The sequence below is a fragment of the Vibrio sp. 2130-1 genome, from assembly GCF_033339515.1.
On the sequence record NZ_JAWOUT010000002.1, the window covers coordinates 163,417 to 183,201 of the forward strand.

Genomic DNA, 19,785 nt, shown 5'->3' on the forward strand with positions numbered 1-19,785 from the left:
TCATTGCTACAATAAATAAGCCGGACGAAATGTCCGGCTTATTTATTCTCTGTCTATATAAGTTCAGAGTATGCTCAACCTTGGGAGAATATGCTCGCTAGGCTGGAATACCACTGTGAAACTTAAAATCTGTATCTGGCGTAGAAATTAAATCTGCCTCTATACGTCCAAAGTAGGCGATGCGCTCGCTGATATCTTTGCCTGCGATTTGCTCCGCTAATACAAGATAATCCTGGTAATGGCGTGCTTCTGAACGTAATAAAGAAATGTAGAACTTTGCGATATCGTCATCCATATGTGGTGCTAGTTTGGCAAAACGCTCACAAGATCGGGCTTCGATGTACGCACCAATGATGAGTTTATCGATCAGCGTTTCCGGCTCATGAGTCTTCATATGCGAAATCAGTCCTTTAGCATAGCGACTTGCTGGAATATTTTTATACTCAATTCCACGACTTTCCATGATCTCTAAAACTTGATAAAAGTGGTGTAACTCCTCTTTTATCAAAAGCACCATCTTATCGATCAAATCTTGGCTGTATGGTGAGTCGGACTTAGCCATGATTGACTTAGAAATATTGCTCTTGCCTTTTAAAGTTTCCAATGAGCCTACGTTACGGTAAGCAAAATCTTCGTAGGGCTTAAACCAGTCAAGTAGAGCATGTGAACTGGATTGGTCAACGGCATACTTACGAATTAAAAACATGGCAGATTGGCCAGCTTTTAGTTCGCACAGTAGGTGGTCTAACAAAATGGTTTGAAGGTTCTCTGGTTTCTTTGCTTCCTCTACCCATTCATCAGGTGTACTGCATCGCAGAAATTGGTTAATGGGAGCAAGAAGATCTTGATAGGCGTCTAGATTCATCATTTTAGTTTTAGTACTTCACATTTTTATTGGGCATATCCGTTGTCTTGCGGATAGAAAAAAGGCTGCAATTGCAGCCTTTTTTGACCTGAAGTGAATGTTACCACTTTTTCTTCTCGCCGAAGAGAGCTTCCATGTCATTGTCACGCTCTTTGTCAGCAATCTGCTGCATTTCGGCATCGCTTTTATCTTGGCGCTTTTTATCTAAGTCACCCAACATCTCTTCAAGCTTTTGTTTCGCTTGAATAGAATAAGGATCGCTCTTAGTGCTCAAAGCATCGATACCTTTACGCAGCAGTTGAAGCGCGGTGCCTGGTTGGCCACGAGCGATAGAGTCGTTTGCTCTTTTGATGACATTTTCAATGTTGATGCGAATTTGCATCGTTTCCAAGCGCGCATTTTCAGTGACGTAAGTCTGGGTATCCAATCGGCCTTTGTTGTGCTCGTTACGGATAGTGTCGCGAAGTCGTTTAACCAGCTTAAGCATGACGATAGCTTGTTTATCACTACTCGGCATCTTGAAAGTGGTACTCTCGCCAGTAGGACCATTCTCTTTTAGCTGCGTAATCTGCTGCTTCATATTTTCGATACGTTGAGCAAGTTGCTTGTTCTTCGGGTCCAGCTCATGCATGCTCTCTAGCGCGTCAAGAATACGATTGTTTAGACACAGCAACAGCTCTTTACTAAAAGGGATATGGTGTGCATGACCAATCAACTCTTCAGTACCATCTATCAAGGCTACATATCGCGCTGATTCCTGCCTTTTTGCGGTTTCAACTTTAACCTTATATTGCAACATAATGTTATAGCCTAGGATTAACACCAGTAGGATGGCTACCAAAGCGATTATTAAACCAATATTCATATCTTTGCGTCTGCTTTACTTTTCTGCGGCTAGCGTTAAAGAATACATGAATCTTATCTTACTCGGCACCTTATTTGTTTGATTATTTTGTCTCTCCCACGTTTTAGTTACTGATAGAAGTCACATCATAGAACTTCGGTCATTTATTGGCTCAACTTTGTGCATATTGTTTCTTGCTTGAAGATTATTAGTATGTGATTGAGGTATAAGTTAGAAATTGCTGTTCATTTCGATTTGAACGCGTTATAACTAATTATTATATCGCTCGCTTGAGTGGCCAATAAACTCTCTCATGAATAAGTAAGGGATTACGATGAAACTGCAGCAGCTGAAGTATATTGTTGAGGTTGTAAACCATAATCTGAATGTATCTGCAACGGCGGAAAGCTTATATACCTCTCAGCCAGGTATCAGTAAACAGGTTCGGTTGCTGGAAGACGAGTTAGGCATTCAGATTTTTGAACGTAGCGGTAAGCACTTAACGCAAGTGACGCCAGCTGGAGAAGAAATTGTACGTATCTCTCAAGAAATTCTCGCTCGTGTAGAAAGTATCAAAGCGGTGGCTGGAGAGCACACCCATCCAGAAATGGGGACGCTGAATATCACCACGACACATACGCAGGCTCGTTATGCACTGCCAGATGTCATCAAAGGTTTTACTTCTCGTTATCCAAAAGTGTCGTTACACATGCACCAAGGTACACCATCACAAATGTCTGAGGCGATAGCTAAAGGCACAGCGAATTTTGCGATTGCGACAGAAGCTCTTCACTTATATCAAGATGCCATCATGCTGCCTTGTTATCACTGGAATCGTTCAATAGTTGTGCCTAAAGACCACCCACTAGCGAAGAAAGACAAAGTAACGATCAGTGATCTTGCCGCTTACCCATTAGTCACTTACGTGTTCGGTTTTACTGGCCGTTCAGAGCTGGATACAGCATTCAACCGCGAAGGTTTAACCCCGCGAGTGGTGTTCACTGCAACTGATGCAGACGTCATTAAAACTTACGTTCGTATGGGTATTGGTGTGGGTGTGATTGCAAGCATGGCTGTGGATGAAGAGCAGGACGGTGACTTGGTTGCAATAGATGCGAGCCATTTGTTTGGCGCGAGCACCACGAGCATCGGCTTCCGCCGTGGTACATTCTTACGCTCTTACATGTTCGATTTTATGGAGCGTTTTGCACCGCACTTAACGCGTCCAGTGGTTGAGCAGGCGATTTCGTTGAAGTCTAATGCAGAAATCGAAGAGATGTTTAAAGACATCGAGCTTCCGGTGAGATAACACTTCATTGATGTTTCGATTCCCTCTACAATGCGCTCGTTGTAGGGGGTAGCTATGAAAACGCAATTTCAATTTATTAATGACTGCTTAATCGAAAACCAATCTTTGTGGCGATTCGAGCCTTTTAAAAGCAGCATTCACACGTCATTACCTTGGCAGGAGCAACATCCTCGACTGTGCCAATGGCTAGCGTCTCTTACTCCCTCTCAAATCGAAGAATACAAAGCAGCACCAGAACTCGCGTTAAAAGCACTTAGTCCGTTTTTGCCTGAGCTTGAACAACTCGCAGAACTGACTCATTTAGAGCTTTTGTCGTTAAACGGCTTGGAACTCGCTCGTGGTTTAGATAACGGTATTCCGGGACGTAAGTTGGAGCAAATTAGCTCGATGGGTGAAGCTGCAATTCAACAACACTGTGGCGAAGAATGGCTAGAATGGTGCTCAGGTAAAGGTTACTTGGGGCGAATCCTGACCGCGCAAACCGATCAGCCTGTAACCAGCTTTGAATACCAACAAGCACTGTGCGATTCGGGACAACAAGCAGCCAATGAACATCATTGGAAGATGACGTTTATTCAAGGCGACGCGTTTGATAGCAAAGCGAAAGCCGTGTTTAAGCCAACGCAACACGCAGTAGCACTGCATGCATGCGGTGACCTTCACGTTCGTCTAATGCAGTACGGCAGTGAAAATGGGATTGCTGCGATGACCATATCACCTTGTTGTTACCACTTGATTCAGTCGGAACAATACCAGCCGATGTCGGAATCGGGCAGGGCTTCTTCTCTCTCATTGTCTAAGCAAGAACTGCGTATCCCATTACAACAAACGGTGACGGGAGGAGAGCGCGTGCGTCGTCATCGTCAGCAGGAAATGATGTTTCGTCTTGGGTTTGATTTGATCACGCGACAAGCTTTGGGAATGGCAGAGTATCAGCCTGTGCCGAGTATCCGTAAGTCGCAATTAAGTGATGGTTTTGAATCGTTCTGTCGCTGGGCAGCGGAGCAAAAAGGCATTGTTCTTACTCAAGAAATCGATTTCTCTCATTTTGAAAAGTTAAGCGAACAACGCTTCTGGCAAATGGAGAGAATGAGCTTAGTGCAACTTGTTTTTCAACGTCCGTTGGAGATCTGGCTCGCATTAGACAAAGTGCTTTATCTTGAAGAACGTGGTTACCGTGTTAGATTGTCAGAGTTTTGCCCTAAATCGGTCACGCCTAGAAATATTTTAATTTGTGCATATAAGATTTAGTTATTCTTTATAGCCAAACGCTCTATATGAAAAAGCCCACTTATGAGTGGGCTTTTGTAAACAAAACGTGACAAGTTATGTTTTATTTTGTCATTAATTAAACATAGCGATAGCTTGAGTTGGTTCAACGTATTCCAAGTCAAAGCTTTCTGCTACTTCTTTACACGTTACTTTTCCGTGAATAACGTTTAGACCTTCAAGGAAGCCTTTATCTTCTAGAAGTGCTTCGCGGTAGCCTTTATTTGCTAACTTCACGATGTATGGAAGTGTAGCGTTGTTGAGTGCAAATGTTGAAGTGCGAGCAACTGCGCCAGGCATATTTGCTACACAGTAGTGAACCACTTCATCAACGATGTAAGTTGGATCTGCGTGAGTTGTCGCGTGCGAAGTTTCGAAACAACCGCCTTGGTCAATTGCCACGTCAACCACTGCCGCACCAGGCTTCATCTTAGCAATGTGCTCTTTAGTGACCAGTTTAGGTGCTGCTGCGCCAGGAATTAGAACGGCACCGATAACTAGGTCCGCTTCTAGAACATGCTTCTCGATAGCGTCTTCAGTAGAATAAACCACTTTTGCGCGACCTTGGAATTCTTCGTCAAGCTTACGAAGTGTGTCTACGTTACGGTCTAGAATAGTGACGTCAGCGCGAAGGCCAACCGCCATACGAGCAGCGTTTGCACCAACAACGCCACCACCAACGATAACGACTTTTGCAGGTTCAACACCAGGTACGCCGCCTAGGAGTAGACCACGACCGCCGTGCGATTTTTCCAACGTTTGCGCGCCAGCTTGGATAGACATCCGACCTGCCACTTCTGACATTGGTGCTAACAGTGGCAAACGACCCATATTATCTGTTACAGTCTCATAGGCTATACAGACAGCTTTGCTCTTGATTAGCTCATCAGTTTGTGGAAAATCTGGTGCTAGGTGTAAATAAGTAAATAAAATTTGCCCTTCGCGGAGCATTGCTCTCTCTACTGCTTGGGGTTCTTTTACTTTTACAATCATGTCTGCTTGCGCAAATACGTCAGCAGCATGAGGGAGAATGGATGCGCCGACAGCGATGTAATCATCGTCTGAAAAACCAATGCCGGCACCTGCATTGGTCTCAACTAAAACTTGGTGACCATGTGAGATGAGTTCTCTCACGCTAGCTGGGATCATACCAACACGATATTCGTGATTCTTGATTTCCTTAGGTACGCCAATGATCATCCTGTATCCTCTTTCTATAATGGTTGTATTAACTGTTAGTAGGGTGTTATTGTCGAATTAATAACTAGTATAGTTATAGATTTGTAAAATTTGGCACCAAATATTAAAAAGTTGTAGTATATTTTTTTGCAAGGAAGTAATAAGGTGGAATAAAAAATGGCAGACAACTATAAAAAGCCGTCCAAGGAACTAGACCGTATCGACCGCAACATTCTTAATGAGCTGCAGAAAGACGGTCGTATTTCAAACGTTGAGCTTTCAAAACGTGTGGGACTTTCTCCAACGCCATGTTTGGAGCGTGTACGTCGCTTAGAGCGTCAGGGTTATATCACAGGGTATACTGCATTATTGAATCCGCAGTTCCTGGATGCATCACTATTAGTATTCGTTGAGATTACGCTAAACCGTGGTGCGCCGGATGTGTTTGAGCAGTTTAACTCAGCTGTTCAAAAGCTAGACGACATACAAGAGTGTCATCTTGTTTCAGGTGACTTTGACTATCTTCTTAAAACCCGTGTATCAGATATGGGTGCTTACCGCCGACTATTGGGCGATACGTTACTACGTCTACCTGGCGTAAATGACACTCGCACATACGTTGTTATGGAAGAAGTGAAACAATCTAACCAGCTTGTGATCAAAACTCGTTAATTTCTTGCAAAGAAAGCGGTATATGCTTCCGCTTTCGCCAGAGAGTAATTGGGTTTTTCTCCTTGATATGGTTAAATCAATTTACCGAGCGGCTTGATGCCGCTCGGAATGTTTTGCAATTTCCTATTTCATTTCCATATTCAAGTTGATTTATGTTCAAAGAGAACGCAAAGAAAGTCGAAACCATTATCAAAACCAGTGAAGAGCCCCAGTCTTCACGCTTAAATGGCTTCCAACGCTTAAAAGAGTGCTGCTTTATCGTTGGCGTTCTTAGCTCGGTATTGCTTGCGGTTGCACTATTTACCTTCAGTCCGGCCGATCCTTCTTGGTCCCAAACCGCATGGGGAGGGGATATCGATAATGCTGGTGGCCTTTTCGGCGCTTGGCTAGCCGATACTCTATTTTTCACATTTGGCTCTCTCGCTTACCCAATCCCTTTCTTGCTAGCGGCGGCTGCATGGGTGATTTGCCGTAAACGAGGAGAAGATGAGCCCATTGATTTCATGCTATGGGGTACAAGGCTGCTCGGTCTGGTCGTCCTTATTATGACCAGTTGCGGTCTTGCCGATATTAATTTTGATGACATTTGGTATTTTTCATCCGGAGGTGTGGTCGGGGATGTGTTGTCTAGTCTCGCTTTACCTACATTGAATGTACTCGGTACCACATTGGTATTGCTGTTCTTGTGGGGAGCGGGCTTTACGCTCTTCACTGGCATCTCATGGCTTAACATCGTGGAATGGCTTGGTGATCGTGCGTTAGCACTAATTGCCGCGCTTGCAAATAAGGCAAGAGGTTCAGAGCAGGAAGTTTTAGAACCTCAGCTTGATGAGTTTGTAGAAGACAAAGTCTCTACGCCTAAACACAATGTAGACCATGAAATTGATGATGAGCCGCTTCCTCATTTAACGGCGTACGATGTCGATGAACCGAAAGAGCCGGCGCCAGCGCATGAGTATCCTATTTATATGCCGCAAGCGAAACCTGATAAGCCTGCGGAACAGGCGATGGTAGAACCGACGCCACCACAACGCAAGGCTACGGTTAATGCTGCGCCAGTTTATTCTGAACCTGAGCCTCAAATACAACCTATCCATACGGTTAACACGGATAACGTTGATCCGCTCTTGGAACGCACCAAGCAACTGAATGTTACGATAGAAGAGCTTGAAGCAGCGGCGCAACAAGCAGATGACTGGGGAACTGAAGAGCAGGCAGCCCCATCATTTGCAGACACTTACTCTTCCTATGTAGAGCAACATACAGCTACAGAAGAACCGATCAGTGTTGAACCAGATTATGCGCAGTACGAACAATTTGAAGCAGAGCAAGTACAGCAGCCAAGTATTGAGCATCCTGTACATGAAGAGCCTGCAATTGATTCTGCTGTATTAGATAGCATCACGGCGCAAACAGAGTCGAGCCAACATATTGAGCCTACGATCTCTGACTTTGATGTGTTAGATGATGAAGACGAAGTGGAGTCTCAGCCTGCGCAGCAAGTACAGCCAACAACGCCTCATCAGCAAGCAGCAACACCTTCAACAACATTTGAACCTGCTCCTCAAAAAGTGGAAGTAGAAGAGGTCCAAGACAACGACCAAGACGTTACCGCATTCCAAGATATGGTTTCCAATGCACAAGCCAAAGTCGCTGCAACACAGAACCCATTTTTGGTACAGAAAGAAGAAAACTTGCCAGTTCCGGAAGAGCCACTCCCAACGCTCGAGTTGCTTTATCATCCAGAAAAACGTGAAAACTTTATCGACCGTGATGCGCTAGAGCAGGTCGCTCGATTGGTAGAGAGCAAACTCGCTGACTACAAAATCAAAGCCGATGTGGTTGGTATTTATCCTGGTCCAGTGATCACTCGTTTTGAGCTTGATTTGGCGCCGGGGGTGAAAGTAAGTCGTATTTCTGGTCTTTCAACTGACTTAGCGCGTGCATTGTCTGCGATGGCGGTACGTGTTGTGGAAGTAATCCCTGGCAAGCCTTACATCGGTTTGGAACTGCCAAATATGAGTCGTCAGACGGTCTATTTATCTGATGTCATCAGTAGCCCTCAGTTTGAGCAAGCAACGTCACCAACAACGGTTGTGTTAGGTCAAGACATTGCGGGCGAAGCTGTGGTGGCAGATCTTGCGAAGATGCCTCACGTGTTAGTAGCAGGTACAACAGGTTCTGGTAAGTCGGTGGGTGTGAACGTGATGATTTTGAGCATGCTGTATAAAGCAGGTCCAGAAGATGTACGCTTCATCATGATTGACCCGAAAATGCTAGAGCTTTCTATTTATGAAGGTATCCCTCATCTTCTTTCTGAAGTTGTGACTGATATGAAAGACGCATCAAACGCTCTACGTTGGTGTGTGGGCGAGATGGAACGTCGTTACAAATTGATGTCGGCATTAGGTGTACGTAATGTGAAGGGCTTCAACGAAAAATTGAAGATGGCAGCAGAAGCGGGCCACCCAATCCATGACCCGTTCTGGCAGGAAGGCGACAGCATGGATACTGAACCGCCATTGCTAGAAAAGCTGCCTTACATCGTCGTTGTTGTTGACGAATTTGCTGACCTGATGATGGTGGTAGGTAAGAAAGTTGAAGAACTGATTGCTCGCTTGGCGCAAAAAGCGCGTGCGGCAGGTATTCACTTAATTCTTGCGACTCAGCGTCCATCGGTTGACGTTATTACCGGTCTAATTAAAGCGAACATTCCAACTCGTGTTGCGTTTACGGTATCGACTAAAACGGACTCTCGTACAATCCTAGATCAAGGCGGCGCAGAATCACTACTTGGTATGGGTGATATGTTGTATCTACCGCCGGGATCAAGTCATACAACTCGTGTTCACGGTGCATTTGCATCAGATGATGATGTTCATGCTGTTGTAAACAACTGGAAAGCGCGTGGTAAACCGAACTACATTGAAGAGATCATCAGTGGAGATCAAACTCCAGAAAGTCTATTGCCAGGTGAGCAAATGGAAGCGGATGAAGATGTAGACCCGCTCTTCGATCAAGTTGTTGAGCACGTGGTTCAATCACGTCGAGGTTCGGTTTCCGGTGTTCAGCGCCGATTTAAGATAGGTTACAACCGTGCCGCCCGTATTGTAGAGCAGCTTGAAGCGCAGGGCATCGTAAGTGCTCCGGGTCATAATGGTAACCGTGAAGTACTGGCACCTGCGCCACCAAAAGATTAATGAACTTGTGTTACTCACCTCAGTCCAACTGAGGTGAGTGGTTCTAATAATAGGTATCTGAATGAAAAAACTATTTTCAGCGAAACTTTTCTCCGCGCTTGTTTTAAGCTTTTCCCTCTTCTCTACTGCACACGCAGCATCTCCTAAAGATGAATTAAACAAACGCCTTTCTATGAATGATGGCTTTAGTGCAGATTTCTCTCAGCAGGTTATCAGCCCTGAAGGCGAAACGGTGATGGAAGGAGAAGGTACGGTTGAAATCGCTCGCCCAAGCCTGTTCCGTTGGAGTACAACATTTCCTGATGAGAACCTATTGGTCTCTGACGGTAAGACATTGTGGTACTACAGCCCATTCATCGAGCAAGTGAGCATCTACTGGCAAGAGCAAGCAACAGAGCAAACGCCATTTGTTTTGCTAACGCGTAACCGAGCAAGTGATTGGAATAACTACAAAATATCTCAAAAAGGTGACCAGTTTACTCTCATTCCTACCGCAGTAGACTCCACACAAGGTCAATTCCAGATTAATATTGATGCCAAAGGTGTGGTGAAAGGCTTCAACGTGGTTGAGCAAGACGGTCAAAAAGGTTTGTTCACCTTTAACAACGTGAAGCTGGGTAAACCAAAAGCAGACAGATTCACATTCACAATTCCAAAAGGTGTGGAAGTGGATGACCAAAGGAATTAATTGGTAGTGAGTAATTACACATTAGATTTCTCGGGGGACGAAGATTTTCGTCCCCTTGCTGCTCGTATGAGACCGGAAACGATCGAACAATACATCGGACAGCAGCACATTTTAGGCCCCGGTAAGCCACTGCGCCGTGCGCTAGAGGCGGGTCACATTCACTCTATGATCCTTTGGGGACCACCAGGCACAGGCAAAACGACATTAGCGGAAGTGGCTGCAAACTATGCCAATGCTGAAGTAGAGCGTGTGTCTGCGGTAACGTCTGGTGTGAAAGAAATCCGTGCTGCAATCGAGAAAGCACGTGAGAACAAAATGGCGGGCCGCCGCACCATCTTATTTGTGGATGAGGTGCATCGCTTCAACAAATCTCAACAAGACGCGTTTTTACCGCATATCGAAGATGGCACGGTTACCTTTATTGGTGCGACGACAGAAAACCCATCGTTTGAGTTAAACAACGCATTGCTGTCACGTGCACGTGTCTACAAGCTGACGTCTCTTGATAGAGATGAAATCTCACTGGCGCTGAACCAAGCGATCAGCGATAAAGAACGTGGCTTGGGCAATACACCTGCACACTTCGCTGATAACGTATTAGACCGCCTAGCAGAACTGGTCAACGGTGATGCTCGTATGTCTCTCAATTATCTTGAGTTGCTCTACGATATGGCAGAAGACAATGTGCAGGGTGAAAAAGAGATCACGCTTAAGTTGCTTGCGGAAGTAGCAGGGGAGAAGGTCTCTCGCTTCGATAACAAAGGTGATATCTGGTATGACTTAATCTCTGCGGTCCATAAATCCATTCGTGGCTCTAACCCGGATGCGGCGCTTTACTGGGCTGCACGTATGATTGCTGCGGGTTGTGATCCTCTTTATATTGCCCGTCGATTACTTGCGATAGCATCGGAAGATGTCGGCAATGCGGACCCTAGAGCCATGCAAGTGGCACTCTCCGCGTGGGACTGTTTTACACGCGTTGGTCCAGCAGAAGGTGAACGTGCGATTGCTCAAGCTATTGTTTATCTCGCGTGCGCTCCAAAGAGTAATGCCGTTTACGTTGCTTGGAAACAAGCGCTAACGGACGCTCATAACTTACCTGAATATGAAGTGCCGCATCACCTTCGAAATGCGCCAACCAGTTTGATGAAAGACATGGGTTATGGGGCTGAGTATCGTTATGCTCACGATGAGCCTGGTGCTTACGCAGCAGGTGAGCAATATTTGCCGCCTGAAATGGGCGATCGTAGGTACTATCAGCCGACAAATCGTGGTCTGGAGACCAAAATCGGCGAAAAGTTAGATTACTTGGCTACTTTAGACGCAAATAGCCCACAAAAGCGCTATGAAAAGTAGGCGTTTTTGGATACATTTGTTTAGTAAATTTTTTTAACGCGTACGCTTGGAAAGTGCGCGTGATTTCACAACAAAAAGCATAGGATTAACAATGCTGGATTCTAAATTACTTCGTACAGAGCTGGATGAAACAGCTGCTAAACTGGCGCGTCGTGGCTTTAAGCTAGACGTAGATACTATTCGTAAACTTGAAGAACAACGTAAGTCCATTCAAGTAGAAGTAGAAAATTTACAATCCACGCGTAACTCCATCTCCAAGCAAATCGGCCAAAAAATGGCGGCTGGCGACAAAGAAGGCGCAGAAGAGATCAAGAAACAAATCGGTACGCTAGGTAGCGATCTTGATGCGAAGAAAGTTGAACTTGAGCAAGTAATGGCTCAACTAGACGAATTCACGCTTTCTGTACCAAACATCCCAGCAGATGAAGTGCCAGATGGCAAAGATGAAAACGACAACGTTGAAATCTCTCGTTGGGGTGAGCCAAAGTCTTACGACTTCGAACTGAAAGATCACGTTGACCTAGGCGAAATGGGCGACGGTCTAGACTTCGCAAGTGCAGTTAAGATCACTGGCGCACGTTTCATCGTGATGAAAGGCCAATTCGCTCGTCTACACCGTGCAATTGCTCAGTTTATGCTAGATCTTCACACTGAAGAGCACGGCTACACAGAAATGTACGTACCTTACCTAGTAAACTCTGACAGCCTATTCGGTACTGGTCAGCTTCCTAAGTTCGGTAAAGATCTTTTCCACACTGAGCCTTTAGCGGAAAAAGTAAACGACGAAGAGCCTCGTAAACTGTCTCTAATCCCTACTGCAGAAGTACCTGTAACGAACCTAGTTCGTGACACGATTTCTGACGAAGCGGATCTACCAATTAAGATGACAGCGCACACGCCATGTTTCCGCTCAGAAGCAGGTTCTTACGGTCGTGATACTCGTGGTCTGATCCGTATGCACCAGTTCGACAAAGTTGAGCTAGTACAAATCACTAAGCCAGAAGATTCAATGAACGCACTAGAAGAGCTAACAGGTCATGCTGAGAAAGTTCTACAACTTCTTGAGCTTCCTTACCGTAAAGTGGTTCTATGTACAGGTGACATGGGCTTTGGCGCTCGTAAGACTTACGACCTAGAAGTTTGGGTTCCTGCTCAAGAAACTTACCGTGAAATCTCTTCATGTTCTAACATGTGGGACTTCCAAGCTCGTCGTATGCAAGCGCGTTTCCGTCGTAAAGGCGAGAAGAAACCTGAGCTTGTACACACGTTAAACGGTTCTGGTCTTGCTGTAGGTCGTACAATGGTTGCTATCCTAGAAAACAACCAAGAAGCAGACGGCCGCATTGCAATCCCTACAGTACTTCAGAAGTACATGGCAGGCGCAACGCACATCGGTTAACTCATTAACCACTAGAACACCAAAACCCAGCCTCAGTGCTGGGTTTTTTGTTATCTGCGTCGAGTGAAAATACGTTGTTATGTAATTAGCACGCGCATTAGTGACGAGCTCGCCCAGAATCTGGCAGTAGGAGATAAATGATATTTTTCTAAGCGGTTTTTCACGTGACAAGCTAACGTCCTCATTTGTCTTTGTTGTTAAACGTTATGCCAGTAAATCATCTTTTATTACGTGTTATTTTTGCGCTTACCTTGCTTGTTTTCGGGAGGGTTATCGCAAGTGAACTTATTCAACCTCAATACTTAGATAGTGAGCGAACCGAACGCTTTTTTGCGCGCGAATTAGCACAACCATCCGAAGAAAGTATGCAGCTGCGTAATTCACTCGACTGGGGATATGGGCTTGAGTTGGCAAATGCGTCTGGCGATACGAAATCGGTGTCTAATTGCAAAGACTTAGCTACTGCAAACTCTGCGGGTTTTACTGCGGCTAAAGCTTATGAATACGGCGTGTTTAAAGCGTATTTAACTCAGTGTCAAACATGGAGTGAGATGGCAAAGTTAACCGCCTCCAAGCGCTCATTTATATCGAAATTTAAGTTAGACGATAACTTTCCTAATTTAACCCCAAGTGCGCTTGCTTTTGTTATTTCTAACGAAAGTGCTGAGAAAGCAAAGACACTATCAACGTGGGATGAAGCAGACCATATCCAAAGAACTCATGTCTCCAGTGAAGTGAGAGCAGAGTACTTCGACGCGACCGATGGCTTTCAAGTCATTACGATTGTAGCAAAAGGTGATTACAACGCTGACGGCATCGAGGATATCGTTATTGAGAAAGAGAATAGTGTACTCAGTGGCTCGTATTCATCTTCACACGGATATGTATTAACCCGTATGTCTGAACAGTCGCTATTTAAGGTGTTGGCTGAATGGTAATGAAACGATTGGCGGTCACTTGGGGGGTAAGTATTGCCATTATGAGCACATTTGCTGTTGTTAGCACCTCGCCTAGGAAAGTCTTTGAATGCTCAGTAAACCAAACTATGAACTTTAGTATTTCGATAGAGCAAGGCAAAGGCGGGCTTATCTTTAATAAGTCTATTGTGAATCAAACCCCAGTTTTACTGTGGATTAAACCTCAAGATTATCGTGTCAAACATTATCATCGAGCGTTGGTAGATGAGAAGTCACTGGAATTTAGTATTGGTGAGCGCGTCATATTAGTCAGTGAGTACTTTAGCGAGGAGTTTGATGAGGTAGAGAAGATACTCAGTGTTACTTTGATAGATCCTGAGCAAACGCAGTATTTTGAATGCGAGGAAGGGAGTATGAGTAACCTTGCATTGCTTTTCCATGAGAGTGCCGAATAATCGATTACAGAGTGATTATTACCAGATCGTAATAGTGTTTTCTTATTTACCCTAATTATCTTGTTATTTGTAATCGATATAATCATCCACCTTACCACGGTAAGTAGATTTTCTCATTCAAGTAACGAGGAGGGCTTATGGCCGTAGGGTGGGCAAATGACGATAGCGTCAGCCAACAAATTCAAAACACAATAGACGACGAGATTTCCCGTGTTCGTGGCAGTATCACAAAGGGTGAGAGCGCCCATTACTGCGATGAGTGTGGTGATGAGATTCCAGAAGCGCGTCGTCTTGCAATGAAAGGCGTTCGTTTGTGTATCGAATGTCAGTCAACAATCGAATTGGTATCTCAACGCCAAGCATTGTTCAATCGACGAGCGAGTAAAGATAGTCAACTTCGATAGCTTTACTGCTCTAATAAATAACGAGACGGTTTGAGTCTCATACTCAAACCGTTTTCGTATTGAATTGAACTATGAAGCGAAGCAGTCTTTACGTTGTAACGCAGCATCAATCGCATTCACTAACTTTTCAATATCTTCTGGCTTGCTGATGAACGGCGGCATCATATAAATCAGTTTACCAAATGGACGAATCCAAACTCCGTGTTCAACAAACAAGGCTTGGATGGTTTCCATATTCACAGGGCGATACGTCTCCACTACGCCAATGGCACCTAGCCAACGGGTGTTCTTCACCAACTCGTATTCTTCAAGTTTTGGTAGTAACTCAGAAAACAGCGTTTCAATTTGTTGGGTTTGTTGCTGCCAGTTACCTTGTTCAATCAATTCCAAACTTGCGGTGGCAACAGCACAGGCGAGTGGATTCCCCATAAAGGTTGGACCGTGCATAAAACAGCCTGCATCACCACCACAAACGGTGTCTGCTACGTGTTTGCTCGCCAGGGTCGCAGAGAGGGTCATGTAGCCGCCAGTGAGTGCTTTCCCGACACACAGAATGTCTGGTTGAATGTCTGCATGTTCGCAGGCAAACAATTTACCGGTACGACCAAATCCGGTAGCGATCTCATCTGCAATCAATAACAAGCCGTATTTGTCGCAAAACCTACGCACGCCTTTGAGAAATTCTGGATGGTAGATGCGCATGCCGCCTGCGCCTTGAACAATAGGTTCTAGGATCACCGCAGCAAGTTCTTGATGGTGCGTATCAATCTTATGCTCGAAGTCAGTAAGATCTTCTGGATCCCATTCATCCCAATAACCACAAGTTGGGGACTCCGCAAAGATATGTTCAGGTAAAAAGCCTTTGTAGAGAGAGTGCATTGAGTTGTCAGGATCGGTAACCGACATCGCCGCAAACGTATCGCCGTGATAACCGTGTCGCAAAGTAAGAAACTTCGGTCGGCGTTCGCCTTTTGCATGCCAATATTGCAGTGCCATTTTTAAGCTGACTTCTACGGCAACGGAGCCTGAATCGGCAAGGAATACATGTTCAAGGTTATTTGGTGCAAGGGACAATAGCTTCTTACACAAACTGATTGCTGGCTGGTGGGTAATCCCGCCAAACATCACGTGAGAGACCTGATCGATTTGCTGGTGAGCGGCTTGATTTAAATGCGGATGGTTGTAGCCGTGGATCGTCGACCACCAAGAAGACATGCCATCGACCAGCTCAGTACCGTCTTCCAATTTAATGTGAACACCATTTGCCGATGCTACTGGGTAGCAGGTCAGAGGTGTCAATGTCGAAGTGTAAGGATGCCAGATATGCTGGCGGTCGAAGGCGAGATCCATGTGCGATTCCAATAATAATTGAGATTAAAAAACAGACAGATGTAAACTTTGTTCTTTTGCGTTGTGTTGACAGTTTATCGAGACTCAGTAGACTGTCAACACAACAACAAAAGTGACTAAAGGAATACACGTGGAAGTTCGTCATAACTGGACGCATGCTGAAGTGCGCGATCTCATGGAAAAACCATTCATGGATCTCCTATTCGAAGCGCAGCTTGTACATCGTCAATATCAACAAACCAACCATGTTCAAGTAAGCACGCTTCTGTCGATTAAGACAGGTGCTTGTCCAGAAGATTGTAAGTACTGTCCTCAGAGTGCTCGTTACACCACAGACATCGAGAAAGAGCGTCTGATGGAAGTAGAACGCGTACTCGATGCTGCGCAAAAAGCCAAAAATGCTGGTTCTACTCGATTCTGTATGGGAGCAGCATGGAAAAATCCAAAAGAGCGTGACATGCCGCATTTGACCGACATGATCAAAGGCGTGAAGGGCATGGGTTTAGAAACGTGTATGACATTAGGTATGCTGACGCCAGATCAAGCAAAGCAATTGGCAACCGCAGGTCTTGATTACTACAACCACAACCTAGACACGTCTCCTGAGTTTTACGGCAACATCATTACCACACGTACTTACCAAGATCGTTTAGACACTTTGTCTCATGTTCGTGATGCTGGCATGAAGATCTGTTCCGGTGGCATCATCGGCATGGGTGAAAGTGCCAATGACCGAGCGGGCTTGTTGGTTGAATTGGCTAACTTGCCAGTTCATCCTGAAAGTGTACCAATCAACATGCTCGTGAAGGTAAAGGGCACACCGTTGGAAGAAGTGGATGATGTTGAGCCATTCGATTTCATTCGCCTGATTGCGATTGCACGAATCATGATGCCTCAATCAGCCGTTCGTTTATCCGCTGGCCGTGAAAACATGAACGAACAAATGCAAGCGCTGTGTTTTATGGCGGGTGCAAACTCCGTCTTCTACGGCTGCAAGCTTCTGACAACGCCAAACCCTTCTGAAGACAAAGACATGATGCTGTTCAATAAGCTCGGCATTAACAGCCAAGAGGTGTCTCAAAAGCCTGATGAAATCGAAGAAAACGAGTTACTCGATCGCGTCGTAGAGCGCGTTGCTGCCCGTCCGACAAAAGACGACCTTTTCTACGATGCCAGCGTTTAAATCTCGTATCGAGTCCGCTCTTGCTAAGCGTAAAACGCAAGGGTTGAATCGTTCTATGAATGTGGTGTTTGCCGGTAACCAGTCCGTTTTGGAACACGAAGGCAGACGCTACATTAATTTCTCAAGTAATGATTATTTGGGATTAGCCAATGATCAAGCGCTCGTTCGTGCATGGCAGCAAGGTTTAAGCGTATATGGGAGTGGCAGTGGAGCATCGCCAATGGTCACTGGCTTTAGTGCAGCACACAGCAATTTAGAAGCCGCACTAACTGAATGGTTGGGCTACGACAGAGCAATTCTGTTTGGTTCTGGATTCAGTGCTAATCAAGCCTTGTTGTTCACCTTGTTAGAAAAATCAGACGTATTGATCCAAGACCGTTTGAACCATGCCTCACTGATGGAAGCGGGGACGTTGTCACCAGCTAAGATGAAGCGTTTCAAGCACAATGACATCGAGCACCTGAAATCGCTGATTAATAGCGAAGACAACCATCTGGTTGTGACTGAAGGGGTGTTCAGCATGGACGGTGATTGTGCGCCGCTCAGCGATATAGCTGAAGTCACTCGCAGTCATGATGCTTGGCTTGCTGTCGATGACGCTCATGGTATTGGCGTTCTTGGTCAATCCGGTGGTGGCTCTTGCGAGCATGCCGCGGTTAAGCCTGAGTTATTGGTCGTTACCTTCGGTAAAGCGTTTGGTACGTCTGGCGCAGCTATTTTATGTGACCACGCAACGGGGGACTTTTTAACTCAGTTTGCTCGTCACCATGTGTATTCCACGGCGATACCGCCAGCACAAGCGTATGCGTTGACTCATGCAGTCTCGATGGTTCAAGAGCAGTCTTGGCGACGTGAAAAGCTCTCTGAGCTTAGTGAAGTGTATCGAGATAGCCTTAGCGGCCTTGAGGGGTTTGTTGAGACTCAAACTTCGATTAAGCCCTTTTTGATTGGTGAATCTGAATTGGCTTTGCGAGTAGCAGGTGCTTGTCGCCAAAACGGTATTTGGGTGACTGCTATTCGCCCTCCGACGGTGCCTAAAGGAACGTCTCGTCTTCGAATAACACTCACTGCCAATCACACTAATGAACAAGTTAAAACGCTTTCAATCGCATTGAAGCAAGCATTAGGAGCGCTGTAATGGATAATGCAACTACCGCATTAGCGCAAACGCTCGCGTTAGAGAGTTTCCATCAAGATAAAGACGCGATTGCCTCTTCGTTTGGTAAAGCAGCAGAAACATACGATAAACATGCGGCTTTTCAACGTGATGTCGGGCATCAGCTGCTTGATAAACTTCCTGAAAACTTGACGGGAAAACGTGTATTGGATTTAGGTTGTGGCACGGGTTATTTCTCCCAACTACTTCAACAACGCGGTGCGGAAGTAGTCTGCGGCGATATCTCTCAAGCCATGTTAGATAAAGCAGAGCAGCGTTGTGGTGCAGTACGAATGCACTACCAAGTTGCTGATGCTGAAAACTTACCATTTGACGATGATAGCTTCGATTACGTGTTTTCAAGTTTAGCGCTGCAATGGTGTACAGATTTAAGTTACCCACTAAAAGAAGTGCGCCGCGTGCTAAAAAATGGTGGGAAAGCGTGGTTCTCTACACTGGTTGATGGATCACTGTATGAGCTGCGTGCATCATGGGAAAAAATTGATGCATATCAACACGTCAATAACTTTCTAACGCTCAATCAGGTAAAAATTGCGTTAGCGCAATCTCGATGTGACAGCCATCAACTAGACTTGACCACCATCACAGTTTGGTACGACTCTGCATTTTCAGTTATGCGTGACCTCAAAGGTATAGGTGCAAATCACGTAAGCGGGCGCTCACACGGTTTAACTAGTCGCGAGACTTTGTTAAAAGTTGAGCATGCGTACCAAGCGTTTAAAAACGATCAAGGTCTTCTACCTGCAAGTTATCAGGTTTGTTTTGGAGTAATACATCTATGATTGATGCTTTTTTTATTGCTGGTACGGATACTGATGTTGGAAAGACGGTAGCGTCTAAAGCCATTTTGCAAGCGATCGCAGCAAAAGGACTAAACACTATTGGTTATAAGCCAGTGGCAGCAGGGAGTGACAAGACTGAAGCGGGATGGCGTAACTCTGATGCTTTACACTTACAAGACGCCGCAACACTCGATGTGGCCTATGATGATGTGAACCCATACGCTTTAGAGTTGCCTGCTTCTCCCCACATTGCAGCGAAGCATGAACATGTCGAAATAAGTTACGATGTTCTGAGTCAAAAACTGGCTCAACATAAGCAGCAAGCCGATGTTGTTCTCGTTGAAGGTGCTGGAGGCTGGCGTGTGCCAGTATCCGATACGGACTGTTTATCTACATGGGTAAAAGAAGAGCAGTTACCTGTTGTACTGGTGGTTGGCATTAAATTAGGCTGTTTGAGCCACGCTTTACTCACAGCGGAGAGTATTAAAGCGGATGGTTTGAATCTTGTTGGCTGGGTGGCAAACCGCGTCAACCCAGGCACAGAGCACTACGCTGACATTATCGAGATGCTAGAAGCACGTATCGATGCACCTAAGCTTGGGGAAATTCCATATATTCCAAGTGCTAAACGCAAAGAGCTAGGCAAGTACATTAATGTAGAGCCGTTGCTAAACACTGACTAATGGTGTTTAGGATAAAAGACTAAAAAACCCAAAGGGCTGCGCAATGCAGCCCT

The 19,785-nt window shown here is 45.4% G+C and carries 18 protein-coding genes; 14 read left to right on the top strand and 4 right to left on the bottom strand.

All coding sequences use genetic code 11. The features are described from left to right. Positions 1-97: 97 nt before the first annotated feature. Complete coding sequence (gene miaE, locus R7Q09_RS03305; protein ID WP_017634952.1) at positions 98-868, bottom strand: tRNA isopentenyl-2-thiomethyl-A-37 hydroxylase MiaE; 771 nt, start codon at positions 866-868, stop codon at positions 98-100. A 97-nt stretch (positions 869-965) separates the two neighbouring features. Further along, entirely contained in the window at positions 966-1,730 is a 765-nt protein-coding gene (locus R7Q09_RS03310) for a hypothetical protein (RefSeq protein WP_005378247.1), read from the bottom strand. A gap of 313 nt (positions 1,731-2,043) precedes the next feature. Here R7Q09_RS03310 and cysB point away from each other — a divergent pair, with 313 nt between their 5' ends. Both cysB and R7Q09_RS03320 read left to right on the top strand, forming a co-directional pair. Next, positions 2,044-3,018 carry an HTH-type transcriptional regulator CysB gene (gene cysB, locus R7Q09_RS03315; RefSeq protein ID WP_005388967.1) on the top strand — a complete coding sequence of 325 codons (975 nt, stop codon included), beginning with the start codon at positions 2,044-2,046 and terminating at the stop codon, positions 3,016-3,018. 54 nt (positions 3,019-3,072) lie between these two features. Continuing rightward, complete coding sequence (locus tag R7Q09_RS03320; RefSeq protein WP_318070504.1) at positions 3,073-4,269, top strand: methyltransferase; 1,197 nt, start codon at positions 3,073-3,075, stop codon at positions 4,267-4,269. 93 nt (positions 4,270-4,362) lie between these two features. Here R7Q09_RS03320 and ald read toward each other — a convergent pair whose 3' ends face one another. Continuing rightward, positions 4,363-5,487, bottom strand: coding sequence for an alanine dehydrogenase (ald, locus tag R7Q09_RS03325; RefSeq protein WP_005378241.1), 1,125 nt, complete (start codon positions 5,485-5,487; stop codon positions 4,363-4,365). A 156-nt stretch (positions 5,488-5,643) separates the two neighbouring features. Between ald and lrp the strand changes: the two genes are divergently transcribed. The 8 genes from lrp (at position 5,644) to R7Q09_RS03365 (ending at position 14,557) form a co-directional block, all read left to right on the top strand. Then, positions 5,644-6,138 carry a leucine-responsive transcriptional regulator Lrp gene (gene lrp, locus R7Q09_RS03330; protein WP_005378234.1) on the top strand — a complete coding sequence of 165 codons (495 nt, stop codon included), beginning with the start codon at positions 5,644-5,646 and terminating at the stop codon, positions 6,136-6,138. A gap of 152 nt (positions 6,139-6,290) precedes the next feature. Continuing rightward, positions 6,291-9,338: a DNA translocase FtsK 4TM domain-containing protein gene (locus tag R7Q09_RS03335; RefSeq protein WP_130546643.1), complete on the top strand. Its 3,048-nt coding sequence runs from the start codon at positions 6,291-6,293 to the stop codon at positions 9,336-9,338. Positions 9,339-9,399: 61 nt separating this feature from the next. Beyond that, positions 9,400-10,026 carry an outer membrane lipoprotein chaperone LolA gene (gene lolA / locus R7Q09_RS03340; RefSeq protein ID WP_005388103.1) on the top strand — a complete coding sequence of 209 codons (627 nt, stop codon included), beginning with the start codon at positions 9,400-9,402 and terminating at the stop codon, positions 10,024-10,026. Continuing rightward, the gene (locus R7Q09_RS03345; RefSeq protein WP_318070505.1) at positions 10,027-11,382 is read left to right on the top strand and encodes a replication-associated recombination protein A; all 1,356 of its coding nucleotides are present in this window, start codon (positions 10,027-10,029) and stop codon (positions 11,380-11,382) included. Positions 11,383-11,473: 91 nt separating this feature from the next. Next, the gene (serS, locus tag R7Q09_RS03350; protein ID WP_005378225.1) at positions 11,474-12,781 is read left to right on the top strand and encodes a serine--tRNA ligase; all 1,308 of its coding nucleotides are present in this window, start codon (positions 11,474-11,476) and stop codon (positions 12,779-12,781) included. A 365-nt stretch (positions 12,782-13,146) separates the two neighbouring features. Beyond that, the gene (locus R7Q09_RS03355) at positions 13,147-13,719 is read left to right on the top strand and encodes an ATPase (RefSeq protein WP_225455367.1); all 573 of its coding nucleotides are present in this window, start codon (positions 13,147-13,149) and stop codon (positions 13,717-13,719) included. Next, on the top strand, positions 13,713-14,153 hold the full coding sequence (locus R7Q09_RS03360) for a hypothetical protein (protein ID WP_318070506.1): 441 nt from the start codon (positions 13,713-13,715) through the stop codon (positions 14,151-14,153). The genes R7Q09_RS03355 and R7Q09_RS03360 overlap by 7 nt, the downstream gene beginning before the upstream one ends. Positions 14,154-14,290: 137 nt before the next feature. Next, positions 14,291-14,557, top strand: coding sequence for a DksA/TraR family C4-type zinc finger protein (locus R7Q09_RS03365; protein WP_005437185.1), 267 nt, complete (start codon positions 14,291-14,293; stop codon positions 14,555-14,557). Between the two features lie 69 nt (positions 14,558-14,626). Here the strand turns inward: R7Q09_RS03365 and bioA are convergent, their stop codons facing one another. Beyond that, positions 14,627-15,907, bottom strand: a complete 1,281-nt coding sequence (gene bioA, locus R7Q09_RS03370) for an adenosylmethionine--8-amino-7-oxononanoate transaminase (RefSeq protein WP_171344574.1) — start codon at positions 15,905-15,907, stop codon at positions 14,627-14,629. Positions 15,908-16,037: 130 nt separating this feature from the next. Here bioA and bioB point away from each other — a divergent pair, with 130 nt between their 5' ends. Genes bioB through bioD form a run of 4 tightly spaced genes read left to right on the top strand, consistent with a single transcriptional unit; the run spans position 16,038 to position 19,732 of the window. Continuing rightward, positions 16,038-17,090, top strand: a complete 1,053-nt coding sequence (gene bioB / locus R7Q09_RS03375; protein WP_005378222.1) for a biotin synthase BioB — start codon at positions 16,038-16,040, stop codon at positions 17,088-17,090. Continuing rightward, positions 17,077-18,228 carry an 8-amino-7-oxononanoate synthase gene (gene bioF, locus R7Q09_RS03380; RefSeq protein ID WP_318070507.1) on the top strand — a complete coding sequence of 384 codons (1,152 nt, stop codon included), beginning with the start codon at positions 17,077-17,079 and terminating at the stop codon, positions 18,226-18,228. Before bioB ends, bioF begins: the two co-directional genes overlap by 14 nt. Beyond that, on the top strand, positions 18,228-19,049 hold the full coding sequence (gene bioC / locus R7Q09_RS03385) for a malonyl-ACP O-methyltransferase BioC (protein WP_005388087.1): 822 nt from the start codon (positions 18,228-18,230) through the stop codon (positions 19,047-19,049). The genes bioF and bioC overlap by 1 nt, the downstream gene beginning before the upstream one ends. Continuing rightward, positions 19,046-19,732: a dethiobiotin synthase gene (gene bioD / locus R7Q09_RS03390; RefSeq protein ID WP_005378217.1), complete on the top strand. Its 687-nt coding sequence runs from the start codon at positions 19,046-19,048 to the stop codon at positions 19,730-19,732. Before bioC ends, bioD begins: the two co-directional genes overlap by 4 nt. Positions 19,733-19,785: the final 53 nt, after the last annotated feature.